Genomic DNA, 12,920 nt, shown 5'->3' with positions numbered 1-12,920 from the left:
TTCCTCCTAGGTTGAAAAAAGACTGAATACGGAAAGATAAGCGGAGATTTGCTGCATTTTTCCGCTGAAAACGAGAAGCCCCAATGCGACCATCACGGCTCCATTGATTTTTGCCAGCTTCGGCAGGATCCTGTTTACCCTCTTCATGACCGTGAATGTTTTCGTGATCATGAGTGAGATGATGAGAAACGGAATGGCAAGCCCGATGGAATAGACCACCAGAAGCGTGATTCCCTGAGACAGCGTAGAGCTTGCACCTGCAAGTAAAAGGATCGAAGACAGCGTCAGCCCTACACAAGGCGACCACCCGCTCGCAAAGGCCATTCCAAGCAGGACCGACCCAAATGCTGTTCCTTTCTTCTTCGTTTCAAACTGCTTTCCGCCCTTCATCAGAAACGAAAACGAAATCCAGCCCATCATCTGCAAACCAAACACGATGATCAGAATCCCTGCGATTTGCTCTATGTACATGCGATACTCGGAGAACAACCCGCCGAGAAAGCTCGCCGATGCCCCCATTAAAATAAAGATAAACGAAAACCCTGCAATGAAGCCAAACGAAAGGGTAAGCACGATTCGTCTATCTACTTGGATCCGGCCGCCTTCAGCCTGCCCGCCGGTCAAATGACTTACATACGCCGGCAGCAGCGGAAACACACACGGCGAGAAAAACGACAGCGCCCCCGCAGCCAGGGCAAACCATATTGATACCTCTGCCATACATTGTTCACTCCTTTATACCAATAGTATGGCGGGGGAATGTTAATTTTTTGTTAAGGGGTGGGGATTTTTTGTTTGGGGGGTGGTATTGATGGGGATAGTTTTGGATTTTGGGGTGCCTGGTACGATTCGGTATTTTGAGCCAGGCTCATTTTTGCCGAATTGAGCCTGGCTCAGATTTTTGCACCTGTTACAGTTGATCTTACTTTTTCTGGTGGTGTGAACCTGGTACAGTTTTACTACCATGAACGGTGCCTGGCATAATTCGGACGATTTGAGCCAGGCACAAACACCTGGCACCAACAATTCAACCCTCTCATCCCTTACGCACAACAATATAATAAACAGCCGGATGCAGATGTCCTACTGTCGTCTCGTAACCGGCTGTCCCCAGCTGATGTGCCAGCTCTTCTGAAGGAATCCGTTCTTCAAGCGGAGGTCCCATTTCCGATTCCACCGCTTCCCAGTCAAGGATGAGCCATAGGCCGTCGTCTTTCAGCATGTCATTTAAATCTTGAAATACTTTGGTCAGATTCGGCACTTCATGCAGGACGAATGCAGATACAATCTTGTCCAGGGTGTTCTTGTTAAAACTTAAGTATTCCAATGAGGATTTTTCATACTCAATATTGGTTACATTCGCTTCTTTTGCACGGTGCTGCAGATATTCGAGCATCTCTTGCTGAAGGTCGACAGCATGTACCTTGGTATCTACCGACTTTGCAATTGGAAGTGTCAGGTAGCCGTTTCCGCATCCGAGATCGGCGACGAGGTCATCTTTATTCAGTTGAAGAAGCTCGAGTACTTTGTCCACCGGCACCATTTTCTTCCGCTTTGGGTCGAGCAGTTTTGATGCTTTGTGGTGTTCAAAAAGGTGGCCGTGTCCTTGCATGGTTGGTCCCTCCGTTTTATTGGTTAGTTTTTTTAAGTAACGACGTCTGTTGAGGCAGACTATCGACGAATGATTGTTTTTAAACTATTCTCTTCACTTTTACTGATATATAGACCATTTAAACAATAGTCGCTACATGTATCTGTACTAAGATACCCTCTTATGTATGTAAGTATGATGCTTTTCTTGCCACCTATCAAGTAGAATGACTTTGACGCAGTATCAGATTTGGTATTTTAGAACTATTACTTTATCTTCATTTACGATTAACAGTATAGAACAAGTAGTGGAAATGAAAGTAAGGTGGATTTCTTTTTGACAGGGTTCTGTTGAAAAAGGCAAACTTCCTGAAAAGGAAGGACGCAAAGCTTCGGGTCTAAGGGGGACAATGGACTGCCGCTAGGATAGCCGGGCCGCCAACAAAGGATAAAGGGGAAATCATAATGACTTTTGAAGAACTGCAAACGATTAAACGTCATATATGCAGGTTAAATGCATTGATTGAATTACGAAGCGATGAACAAAAGCATGCAGGAGAGTATATCCAGCTCATACGCTCTTTTTTACGAATTCAGCCTAAAGAAGCTTACTTGCCAATGATGGAAGTGATGACGGTGATCAAATATCAAAAGCCTACTATCTTCCAATTATTGAAGCACCAGGGTCAAAGGGACCCTCATTTTGAGTTCCTTACAAACATAACAATGGATATCCGTACAGCTGAAAAGAACCTGGAACAGTGGCTGTCAATGTCTGCATAATTGAGGATTGATCTTACCGAAGAATCTATATAAATAACAAAAAACCGGCAGTCAAAAGAAGAAGACATCCGGTTTTTATTATATAATCGCTCTCTCATCTGAACTGGCTTGTTGTGAACCCTTTAGTGCTTCTAAAATAAGCACCAAGTAAAATCCCGTGTTTCCGCCTCTGCGGTCAATCAGCTGGATATCGTCTACGATTTTCTTAACCTCTTCAAAGCCCAGCCTGCTTAACACCATATCGCTGATCTCTTCCGCTGTGTAGGAGCTGAAATTCTTTAAAGAGGAACGATTTCTCCTGCAAAAACTTCTCAATTGTCTTCTGACGTCAGAAATATATACTTGTTCCATCCTCTTATCTCCTTTCTTAATTCAGAACTACCTTGCCTGCCTGCAGTGACGCTGGGATCAAACCAATAAAAATGCCCGCCAAAAAGAATGGCGGGCAATAAATGAAGCTGACAAACGGCGACAGCGTTCATTTATCTTCCAATCCTTTTCGGTAACCCGGCGGTCATAGTTTTATGAAAACGTTAGATCCGTGGCTTTGCGTCCTAATCTTTCGAATTAGTTTGCCGTTATCGAAGGTTGATTTATAGTTCAAATGATACATATTATATTTCCTTAATAATACTATAGTACCAATAATTATCAGGATTTAAAAGAGTTTTGGTGTAAATATTTTCTTTTTCGACATTAATTTCATTATACATTATAACGTATGATTTGTAAGGGTCAGGAAGTATTCTTTTATGAATATTAAAGAATAGAAAAAGAAAAATTTTCTACACTTTTATCCAAAAAAATCCTGCCATAAACATATGGCAGGATTTTTTATAGAATACTATTCTATTAGAAATTAATATATTGGCGTGGGTTTACAGAGTTGGATTTCGATGCATTCCAAGAACCTGCATGAAGTTCAAAGTGTAAATGCTGTCCGAAGGAATAACCTGTGTTACCCATGTAACCGATTTGCTGTCCTTTATCTACAGGCTGGCCGCTGCTTACTGATGAAGAAGCCATATGCGCATACACTGTAGTGAAGGTTTTTCCGTTGATTGAGTGAGTGATGTACACAACGTTACCGTAGCTGGAGCTGTATTGGCTCTTGATGACATATCCGTCAGCTGCTGCAACGATCGGCACACTTCCGCGGGCAGCGACATCGATACCATAGTGGTAACGAGCTTTCCCGTTAAGAGTATCCCATCCATACTCAGTTGTAATCGTACCTGATGCAGGACTTGTCCAAGTCCCTGAGCTTACAGGTGTGCTTGGTGCCGGTGCAGAAGAACCTCCGCCACTGCTTGCAGATTGTGCTGCTGCGCGTTTCGCAGCCTCTGCTTCAGCTTGTCTCTTCTTCTCAAGTTCACGCTGGCGGGCAAGTTCTGCTAAACGTGCCTGCTCTGCCTGGATTTCTCCGCCGATTTGCTGTTCCATTTTAGCCAGTTCATTAGATTCTTTTTCCAGGTCCGCTTTCTCAACTTTAAGGGAAGCCTGCTGTTTTTCAAGCTGCTTGAATAGTTCTGCTTTTTGTGCTTTTTCGCTGTTTAAGTCTTGCTTTAATGTTTCCAGACTTGCTTTATCATTTTCTAATTGAGCTAGTTTACCTTCAACTTCTTGTTTCTTTTTCTCTAGTTCTTCCTGGTCTCTCTTTTGCTCGTCCATGATCTTTTTATCTGCACTCACAATTGTGTTTACTGCAGTGACCCGGTTGATGAAGTCGCTGAAGCTGTCCGCACCAAGAAGGACATCAAGATAATTTGCAGAGCCGCCTTTTTCCTGAATCGCACGTGCACGTTCTTTTAAAAGTTCATTACGCTCTTTGATTTTTTCTTCCAATGCTTTGATTTCTTCTTTAAGCTTATTGATTTCTGCATTTGTCTCATCAATTTCTTTCGCTTTTTCTGCGATTTTGTTTTCGGTATCTTTTATTTTTGCGTCAAATTCTGCAATTTTCGCTTTAATTTCTTGCTGTCTACTGATGTTTGCATTGATTTCTGATTCTTTCTTATCGATTTCACCGTTGATTTTATCTTTTTTAGAGGAAACCTCATCTTGTTTCTTTTTTAGATCCTCTACAGAGGTAGCGTTAGCCGGTGTTCCCACTGCTGGAAAACTCCCGATTGTTAATGCTGCTGCAATAGCTAATGACATAAAATACTTCTTGTTCAAGCGGCATGCTCCTTTCAGCTTCTATCAACCTATCAATTTTAGACTCTCAAGAATTTACGTACAGACATGAAGCTTCCCCAAGCGCCGATCAAGCATCCCATTAATAGGATCAAGCCGTTTACTTGGTAGATGAATGGGGTAAAGTCCAATATCTGTATAAAATGATTTTGAAGTTTTGGTTTTATAAAGTCGTAAGCATAGTAATAACCTGTTGTAACAAGAGCGATCGGGATAATAGAACCTAAAACACCAAGCCATAGCCCTTCTAACACGAATGGCCAGCGGACGAACCAGTTGGTTGCACCCACGAGTTTCATTATCTCGATTTCCCTTCTTCTAGCGACAATCGTTATCTTAATTGTATTTGATATGAGGAACATCGCTGTAAACAATAGTCCGATGATCAGTACCAATCCGACGTTTCGACTCATTTCAAGGATATTGAATAACTTCTCGATCTTCGCTTCCCCGTACAACGCTTCGTTAACATTTTCATACTTGTTAATCTGAGCGGCAATTTTCCCGGTGTCGCGAGGATCTTTCGCTTTTACAATAAATACATCATATAGCGGGTTATCTTGCTCGAATAATCTAAAGTCGTCACCGAGATCTTTTACCAGATTCTGAAGTTCTTCTTCTTTGGAAGAATAATCGACGGATTCGACTTCACTTATTTTATTTATCTTTTCTTCAATGACTTTAGCTTCTTCTTCTTTCGTGCCAACTTCGAGAAGCACGCGAATTTCAACATCTTTCTCTATATCGGTTGCCACCTTGTTCATGTTTAACATCAGGACGATGAAAACACCAACAAGTAATAATGTGACGGTTACTGCACTGACGGATGCGAAGGTCATCCAGCCGTTACGGCCGATGCTCTTAAAACTTTCCCTTACGTGTCGGGCATACGTTCTAGCCTTCATAACCGTAATCACCTCGCTGTTCGTCCCGGACAATGCGGCCATTCTCGATGGCGATTACCCGATGCTTGATAGTATTTACGATTTCCCGGTTATGTGTAGCCATGATCACGGTTGTACCGCGGTTTGCGATTTCCTCAAGGATATTCATGATATCCCAGGACGTTTCAGGATCCAGGTTCCCTGTAGGCTCGTCCGCAATCACCAGCTTCGGCGTATTGACGATCGATCGTGCAATCGATACACGCTGCTGCTCTCCGCCTGATAACTCATTGGGAAGCATTCTGGCTTTGTGCTTGAGACCTACGAGATCAAGTACATCCATCACACGTTTCTTGATTTGTTTCGGATGCTCTTCAATTACTTCAAGGGCAAACGCGATGTTTTCGTATATCGTCAAGGAAGGAAGCAGTTTGAAATCTTGGAAAACCACTCCTATATTCCTGCGTAAATGAGGTACTCTGCTGCTTCTTATTTTTGCTAAATTTATACCATTCACGATGATATCACCTTTTGAAGGCTTCACTTCACGGTACATCATCTTGATGAACGTTGACTTTCCTGCGCCACTTGGACCCACGACATAAACAAACTCGCCTTGCTTGATGTGGACGTTAAACCCATTCGCAGCCATAACGCCGTTGTTATACTGCTTATAGACGTCTTTCATTTCTATCATTTTAAAATCACCTAATTTGTAGTATGTAGTTCCCCTCTTGGCTGTGTACAATCCTATGTGCGTGATTAAAATTCTGTCGTCTCTACCAAATTAGACATAAAATGGTGAAATTGCTCGAATTTCGCTCACGAAAATATTATAACATCACTTTTTACGAAGTTAAGGAAAAAAATTATTACAGTTTCATTTCAAAACCCCATATTTTGTGAAATTTTTACCTTTTTTATTGACAATTGTACCTAAAATTCGATTTTATTATAGTAATTTAAGACTAGTAACAGGTACTAACAACAAGTAAAAAAGATAGACGGCAAATAAATTCAACTGCTTTGTTTAAAGGAAGTCAGCAAGGATTTATTGAGGTTTGGACGATTTTATTTGTTTGTCATGTAGATTTAATGAAGGAGAAATTAATAGTGTGGATTAGTACGTATTTCTACATCAATAGATGAAATTAGAAGGTAATATGTGGGATTCTTTCAGAATAACAACCGGTATCAGATATTAATTTCTGGAAGACTACTAGTGGAAACACTTAAAACACAATAAAAAAGAAGAACCCTCTCACAGGATTCCCCCTCTTCTATCTTACTTTTTATCTGCCAGCCATTCAGCGACTGCTTCTGCTTCTTCACCTTTTACAAGATCAGCAGGCATTTGGCCTTTTCCATCTTCAATAATTTCTAATATTTGTGCTTCGTCTAAGCGAGAGCCGACATCTTTAAGGGCTGGCCCCATGCCGCCTTCCAAGTTGCCGCCGTGACAGCTGGTACATTTGTTATTAACGATTTTCTCTGCTTCAACAGCGCCAGAGCTCGTTTCCGTACTGTCTCCGCCGTCGTCCCCGCCGCAGGCTGCAAGGACTAATGAAGTTCCTAAAAGAATGCCTAAAAGCTTTTTCTTCATGTTTTCTCCTCCTAGGAAAAAAATTTAGAGTAAGAAATCGACCGTGGTGAAATCTTTCTCCTATAGATAATTATACCAAGCTTACACCCGTTTGAAACCTTCTCCCAACACCTCAGAAGCGTCCATAGTAACCACGAATGCAGAGGCATCAATGCTTTTGACCAGTTGTTTCAGTTTTGTGAATTCTGTCTGATCGACCACGACCATCAGGATCGGACGTTCATCATCCGTATACCCACCGTATGCAGATAGTTTTGTCACACCGCGGTCGATTTTATTCAGGATTCCTTCACGAATTTCTTCCTGACGGTTAGTGATGATGAGCGCCATCTTGGAACGGCTGACCCCGACCTGTACAAGGTCGATGGTTTTACTTGTTACATATAGTCCGATCAACGCGTAAAGCCCTCGTTCAATATCAAAAACAATTGCAGCTGAGAGCACGATCATCCCATCGATCAACGCAACACACGTCCCTAGAGAAAGTCCGGTGAATTTGTTCACGATCTGGGCTGCAAGGTCCGTCCCTCCTGTCGAGGCTTTACCACGGAAGACAATTCCCAGTCCCATTCCGACTCCGATCCCTCCGAACAGGGCCCCAAGCAGCGGATCTTCCGTCCAAGGCTGCCAGTCCTCTGTCAGATAAACGACTAAAGGTAAAAATACAGTCCCGATCGCTGTTTTCACACCAAATTGAAGACCAAGGAAGATGAGGCCTGCGATGAAGAGCGGAATATTGAATGCCCACTGAACAAATGCCGGCTTCCAATCAAACAGCCCCTTTAATATAGTAGAAATCCCGCTGACTCCTCCCGATGCTACCTCGTTAGGAAGTAAAAACACATTGAACGCAATGGCCACGAATGATGACCCAATAACCACAAACAAATATTCCAATAACTTCTCTTTCCGCGGATTAAATGACTGCTCTCGACGTCTTTGCTTCAAACCCATTCCGTACGACTCCTTCTGCATATGTATTGATAGTATGAGTACAAGCAAGGTAAATCATCCCTCATTCGTAAATGAGTGTGCCTGCGTGGTGTGCTTTATCACGTTAATCGAGCGAGGGACGGGCCTTTGGCTCATACTGTTTAGTTTTAGTTGATTTGTTGTTCATGAGATGTGCAGCCGGGGCGCTTAGGAAGTGCTCCCGGCATGCTCTGTTATAACCTTTGAGAGTATAGCACGGGTGTCGAAACGTGTAAATAACAGTTCAGTGACGTGTTAAAGCATTAATGGGGTGGGGTGTGAACGGGGTTCGGGGGATACTTGTATGTGGGCAGTGATTGACGTTTGGGTTATGAGTTGCATGTGGTGTTTTTGGGTCGGGTGCTTAGGTTAAGGTGCCTGGTTCAAATGAGGTGATTTGAGCCAGGGTCAGATTGGGATGTTTGAGCCTGGCTCGATTTAATGATTCCGAGCCTGGCTCAATACAAGGGTTTTGTGCCTGGCACCACATTTGGCTTTGTAACATAAAAAAACTGAACCTCCCGCCTCGGAGTGGTTCAGCTTTTGGAATTACTTAATTTTAGAACGCAGATAAGCATTTATAAATGGGGTGATATCCCCGTCCATTACACCTTGTACGTTACCTGATTCTGTGTTTGTTCTGTGGTCCTTGACCATGGAGTATGGGTGGAACACGTATGAACGGATCTGGCTTCCCCATCCGATTTCTTTCTGCTCTCCGCGGATTTCAGCCAGTTCCTGCTCCTGCTCTTCGATACGCTTCTGATAGAGCTTCGCTTTCAGCATTTTCATGGCAGCTTCACGGTTTTTGATCTGTGAACGCTCTGACTGACATGTCACGACTACATTTGTCGGCAAGTGGGTGATACGGACAGCCGAGTCGGTCGTATTGATATGCTGACCGCCGGCACCGCTCGCACGGTACGTATCGACTTTAAGATCTTCGGTACGGATCTCGATTTCAATTTCTTCATTAAACTCAGGCATCACTTCGCAGGAAACGAAGGACGTGTGACGTCGTCCTGATGAGTCAAATGGAGAGATACGGACTAAACGGTGTACACCTTTTTCAGCTTTCAGATAGCCATATGCGTTGTGGCCTTTGATCGCCAGGGTAACACTCTTGATTCCCGCTTCGTCTCCAGGAAGGTAATCGAGTGTTTCAACCTTGAAGCCTTTCTTCTCAGCCCAGCGAGTATACATACGGAGCAGCATTGAGCCCCAGTCCTGAGACTCGGTTCCGCCTGCACCCGGGTGAAGCTCAAGGATGGCGTTGTTTTTGTCGTATTCTTCGCTTAGTAACAACTGAAGCTCGTAGTCGCTCAGGCGTTTTACAAGATCTCCAAGCTCTTCTTCAAGATCCTGCTGCAGGTCTTCATCCGGCTCTTCTTTTACCAGTTCGAGTGTCAGCTCGAGGTTTTCCTGTGTTTCAAGCAGCGCTTTGTATTCATTTACAAGGGCTTTTAGTCCGTTTCCTTCATTAATAAGTCCCTGCGCTTTTTGCTGGTCATCCCAGAAATCGGGCTGAACCATGATTTCGTCAAGTTCCTGGATTCGTGCCTCTTTGTTTTCTAAGTCAAAGAGACCCCCTGAAGTCCGCTAATGTCTTAGCTGTTTTTTCTAATTCTGATCTGATTTCTGCTAGTTCCATGATTGGTCACCTCTGTGGTTATTTTGATATTAAACTTAATTGTGCTCTATTAATACCGCTATTGATTTCCGTGGAAGACTTCGCTTTCCGCGGGTGCCCTGTGAGCCTCCTCGTCGCTGCGCTCCTGTGGGGTCTCACATTGGTCACTTTTCCCGCAGGAGTCTTCGTCTTGCACTCCAATCAACAGCTGGATTGTGCTATTTACAAAAAATCACATTACATTTGTTTTCAAGGGGTGTACCAAGTACACGTTCTTTAACCCTGAGCCTGGCTCAATTCAGTTGTTTTGAGCCAGGCTCTAGACCCTTAATCTGTGCCTGGAACGAAAAGGCCAATTTGTTCCTGGCACAATTCAGTCATTCTGTGCCTGGCACCCGGCACAAGCCGGGATCTATCCGCACATTAAAACGGAAAAGTACCTGGCACTCATAAATAAGTACCAGGTATCATTTCCAATCTACCTTTTATGCCATTCTGCCGTGGCAGTGTTTGAATTTCTTGCCGCTGCCGCATGGGCATGGTTCGTTTCGTCCGACTTCCTCTTGCTTGCGGACTGGTTTTTTCTTAGCTTTGCCGCCTTCTTCTTTCGGGTTGACGGCTTGGCCTTTGGCTACTTCCTGGCGCTGAAGGTTGTTTCTGATTTCAGCTTTCATGACGTATTTTGCTGCGTCTTCTTCGATTGCCAGAATCATGCTTTCGAACATAGCGAAACCTTCATGCTGGTATTCGCGCAATGGATCTGTCTGACCGTATGCACGCAGGTGGATACCTTGGCGGAGCTGGTCCATTGCGTCGATGTGGTCGATCCATTTTGTATCGACTGCGCGAAGAAGGATGACTTTTTCGAATTCGCGCATTTGTTCAGCGCTCATCTCTTCTTCTTTTTCATCATAACGGTGTTTTACATCTTCCCAGATGATATCCATGATTTCTTCTGCTTCTTTTCCGCGAAGATCATCAACGGTGATATCCCCTTCAGGAAGAAGGTTCGCATTCACGTAATCGACGATACCTTGTAGGTTCCAGCTGTCGATTTCCTCATTTGCCGTATGAGCTGCAACCTGGCGCTCGATGACGGATTTGATCATGCCTTCGACGATTTCACGAAGGTTATCAGATTCGATGACATCATAACGCTGCTTGTAGATGATCTCGCGCTGCTGGCGAAGAACATCGTCATATTGAAGAAGCTGCTTACGGGCGTCGAAGTTATTACCTTCCACTCGTTTCTGTGCAGATTCAACGGCACGGCTGACCATTTTACTTTGAATCGGCTGTGAGTCATCCATACCGAGACGGCTCATCATCGTCTTCATATTATCGGAACCGAAACGGCGCATCAGTTCATCTTCCATTGAAAGATAGAATTGTGTCACACCAGGGTCCCCTTGACGACCGGAACGTCCGCGGAGCTGGTTATCGATACGGCGTGATTCATGACGCTCGGTACCGATTACGGCCAGACCGCCAAGATCAAGTACACCTTCACCGAGTTTGATGTCCGTACCACGGCCGGCCATGTTCGTCGCGATCGTTACAGCGCCTTTTTGGCCTGCCTCTAAAATGATTTCGGCTTCACGGCCATGGTTTTTCGCGTTCAACACGTTATGGCGTACGCCTTTTTTCGTTAAAAGTTTAGAAATCAATTCTGACGTTTCTACTGCAACCGTCCCGACAAGAACAGGCTGTCCCTTTTCATAACGTTCCTTGATGTCCTCGACGACCGCCATGAATTTACCTTCCATGGAAGCATAAATCAAATCGGCACGGTCATCACGAACGATCGGTTTATTGGTCGGGATCACGATGACGTTCATGTTGTAGATGTTTCGGAATTCCTCTTCTTCCGTCTTCGCAGTACCGGTCATCCCGGAAAGCTTTTCGTACATACGGAAGTAGTTCTGGAACGTGATCGTTGCCATCGTCATGCTTTCGTTCTGGATCTCGAGGCCTTCTTTTGCCTCGATGGACTGGTGAAGTCCGTCACTGTAACGGCGGCCTTTCATCAGACGGCCCGTGAAGGAGTCAACGATGACGATTTCGCCTTCCTGTACCACATAATCAACATCGCGGTGCATACTGACGTGTGCTTTCAGCGCCTGGTTGATATGGTGGTTAAGGGTTACATGTGAAATATCGAACAGGTTATCGATGTGGAACGCTTTCTCCACTTTTGTGATACCATCTTCAGTCAATTGAACACCTTTTGTTTTTTCATCGTATGTGAAGTCTTCGTCTTGTTTCAACGTGCGGACAACCGCATTCGCTTGGATATATAGCTGCGGCGTGCGCTGAGCGTTACCTGAAATGATCAACGGTGTACGCGCTTCGTCAATCAGGATCGAGTCCACCTCATCGATTACGGCAAAATGAAGAGGACGCTGAACCATTTGATCTTTGTACAGGACCATATTGTCACGGAGATAGTCGAAACCGAACTCGTTGTTCGTTCCGTACGTGATATCCGCCTTATACGCTTCACGCTTCTCTTCTTTTGACATCGAGTTCAGGTTTAGACCGACTGTCAGACCAAGGAAGTTGTAAAGCTGTCCCATTTCCTCGGCGTCACGGCTGGCAAGGTATTCGTTGACCGTTACGACGTGAACGCCTTTTCCAGTGATCGCGTTAAGGTAAACCGGCATCGTTGCAGTCAGGGTTTTACCTTCACCGGTTTTCATCTCGGAAATGTTACCGCCGTGAAGGGAAGCTCCCCCCATCAGCTGAACACGGTACGGGTATAGACCGAGAACACGGCGGGCCGCTTCCCGCACAACCGCGAATGCTTCGACAAGCATATCCTCCAGGTCTTCACCATTTTGATAACGCTCTTTAAAACGCTCCGTTCTCTCGCGGATGTCGTCATCCGAGAGGCGCTCCATCTCCGGAGCCAGTTCTTCTATTTGATCAGCTATTTTTTCTAGCTTTTTAATTTCCCTTTTATTTGCATCAAACACTTTGTTTAAAATCCCAAGCATGTATAACGCTCCTTTATCCTGTATAAGTAAGAGCCAAACAACACTTTCACTATAGCGAAAGCAAATGAGAATTCCATGAGAAAAGGTAAAGTAACTGAAAGGCTTCAAAGCTCTCTTATTTACCCGCTCAAACATCTCTTCTACACATTCGCTAAAAGCCCTATAAATCCTGCTACTAAATACGGTTCATTCCTACTAATTCTACCACTATCCCACCCCTCTTACAACTTAAGCCAAATGGATGCGCTTTAGCGAAGTGAGGGACG

11 protein-coding genes and 2 riboswitches are annotated in these 12,920 nt (G+C 44.3%); of the genes, 1 reads left to right on the top strand and 10 read right to left on the bottom strand.

Going from position 1 to position 12,920, the window contains the following annotated elements:
• Window positions 1-6 precede the first annotated feature (6 nt).
• Together ACXAFV_RS04480 and ACXAFV_RS04475 are read right to left on the bottom strand one after the other, a co-directional pair.
• Complete coding sequence (locus ACXAFV_RS04480; RefSeq protein WP_475124713.1) at window positions 7-720, bottom strand: cytochrome c biogenesis CcdA family protein; 714 nt, start codon at window positions 718-720, stop codon at window positions 7-9.
• 316 nt (window positions 721-1,036) lie between these two features.
• The gene (locus ACXAFV_RS04475; RefSeq protein ID WP_475124711.1) at window positions 1,037-1,612 is read right to left on the bottom strand and encodes a class I SAM-dependent methyltransferase; all 576 of its coding nucleotides are present in this window, start codon (window positions 1,610-1,612) and stop codon (window positions 1,037-1,039) included.
• 327 nt (window positions 1,613-1,939) lie between these two features.
• Window positions 1,940-2,033: riboswitch (cyclic di-GMP riboswitch) on the top strand.
• Window positions 2,034-2,055: 22 nt separating this feature from the next.
• On the opposite strand from ACXAFV_RS04475, the gene ACXAFV_RS04470 reads away from it, so the two are divergent.
• On the top strand, window positions 2,056-2,373 hold the full coding sequence (locus ACXAFV_RS04470; RefSeq protein ID WP_475124709.1) for a hypothetical protein: 318 nt from the start codon (window positions 2,056-2,058) through the stop codon (window positions 2,371-2,373).
• A 78-nt stretch (window positions 2,374-2,451) separates the two neighbouring features.
• Here the strand turns inward: ACXAFV_RS04470 and ACXAFV_RS04465 are convergent, their stop codons facing one another.
• The 8 genes from ACXAFV_RS04465 to secA all read right to left on the bottom strand — a co-directional run bounded on the left by ACXAFV_RS04465 (window position 2,452) and on the right by secA (window position 12,654).
• Window positions 2,452-2,724 carry a hypothetical protein gene (locus ACXAFV_RS04465; protein WP_475124708.1) on the bottom strand — a complete coding sequence of 91 codons (273 nt, stop codon included), beginning with the start codon at window positions 2,722-2,724 and terminating at the stop codon, window positions 2,452-2,454.
• Window positions 2,725-2,871: 147 nt separating this feature from the next.
• Window positions 2,872-2,960: riboswitch (cyclic di-GMP riboswitch) on the bottom strand.
• Between the two features lie 265 nt (window positions 2,961-3,225).
• Window positions 3,226-4,551 (bottom strand): murein hydrolase activator EnvC family protein, encoded by a 1,326-nt coding sequence (locus ACXAFV_RS04460; protein ID WP_475124706.1) that lies wholly within the window; start codon window positions 4,549-4,551, stop codon window positions 3,226-3,228.
• Between the two features lie 38 nt (window positions 4,552-4,589).
• Complete coding sequence (ftsX, locus tag ACXAFV_RS04455; protein ID WP_475124704.1) at window positions 4,590-5,474, bottom strand: permease-like cell division protein FtsX; 885 nt, start codon at window positions 5,472-5,474, stop codon at window positions 4,590-4,592.
• On the bottom strand, window positions 5,464-6,150 hold the full coding sequence (gene ftsE / locus ACXAFV_RS04450) for a cell division ATP-binding protein FtsE (protein WP_475124703.1): 687 nt from the start codon (window positions 6,148-6,150) through the stop codon (window positions 5,464-5,466). The genes ftsX and ftsE overlap by 11 nt, the downstream gene beginning before the upstream one ends.
• Window positions 6,151-6,738: 588 nt before the next feature.
• Window positions 6,739-7,056: a cytochrome c551 gene (cccB, locus tag ACXAFV_RS04445; RefSeq protein ID WP_475124702.1), complete on the bottom strand. Its 318-nt coding sequence runs from the start codon at window positions 7,054-7,056 to the stop codon at window positions 6,739-6,741.
• 81 nt (window positions 7,057-7,137) lie between these two features.
• Window positions 7,138-8,010 (bottom strand): YitT family protein, encoded by an 873-nt coding sequence (locus ACXAFV_RS04440; protein WP_475124701.1) that lies wholly within the window; start codon window positions 8,008-8,010, stop codon window positions 7,138-7,140.
• 567 nt (window positions 8,011-8,577) lie between these two features.
• A protein-coding gene (gene prfB, locus ACXAFV_RS04435; protein WP_475124700.1) for a peptide chain release factor 2 occupies window positions 8,578-9,679 on the bottom strand; the annotation gives its coding sequence in 2 pieces (ribosomal slippage) (window positions 8,578-9,606 and window positions 9,608-9,679; 1,101 coding nt in all).
• Window positions 9,680-10,143: 464 nt separating this feature from the next.
• Window positions 10,144-12,654 (bottom strand): preprotein translocase subunit SecA, encoded by a 2,511-nt coding sequence (secA, locus tag ACXAFV_RS04430; RefSeq protein WP_475124699.1) that lies wholly within the window; start codon window positions 12,652-12,654, stop codon window positions 10,144-10,146.
• Window positions 12,655-12,920 lie beyond the last annotated feature (266 nt).

Source organism: Rossellomorea sp. ABR4_012 (assembly GCF_056159545.1).
Note: the sequence above shows the minus strand (reverse complement) of the source record. Positions and strands in the feature narration are given on the sequence as shown.

Excerpts from the sequence above, each read along its gene's own strand:
- ACXAFV_RS04480 (WP_475124713.1), bottom strand. The coding sequence starts at position 720 with ATGGCAGAGGTATCAATATGGTTTGCCCTGGCTGCGGGGGCGCTGTCG.
- ACXAFV_RS04475 (WP_475124711.1), bottom strand. The coding sequence starts at position 1,612 with ATGCAAGGACACGGCCACCTTTTTGAACACCACAAAGCATCAAAACTG.
- ACXAFV_RS04470 (WP_475124709.1), top strand. The coding sequence starts at position 2,056 with ATGACTTTTGAAGAACTGCAAACGATTAAACGTCATATATGCAGGTTA.
- ACXAFV_RS04465 (WP_475124708.1), bottom strand. The coding sequence starts at position 2,724 with ATGGAACAAGTATATATTTCTGACGTCAGAAGACAATTGAGAAGTTTT.
- ftsX (WP_475124704.1), bottom strand. The coding sequence starts at position 5,474 with ATGAAGGCTAGAACGTATGCCCGACACGTAAGGGAAAGTTTTAAGAGC.
- ftsE (WP_475124703.1), bottom strand. The coding sequence starts at position 6,150 with ATGATAGAAATGAAAGACGTCTATAAGCAGTATAACAACGGCGTTATG.
- cccB (WP_475124702.1), bottom strand. The coding sequence starts at position 7,056 with ATGAAGAAAAAGCTTTTAGGCATTCTTTTAGGAACTTCATTAGTCCTT.
- ACXAFV_RS04440 (WP_475124701.1), bottom strand. The coding sequence starts at position 8,010 with ATGGGTTTGAAGCAAAGACGTCGAGAGCAGTCATTTAATCCGCGGAAA.
- secA (WP_475124699.1), bottom strand. The coding sequence starts at position 12,654 with ATGCTTGGGATTTTAAACAAAGTGTTTGATGCAAATAAAAGGGAAATT.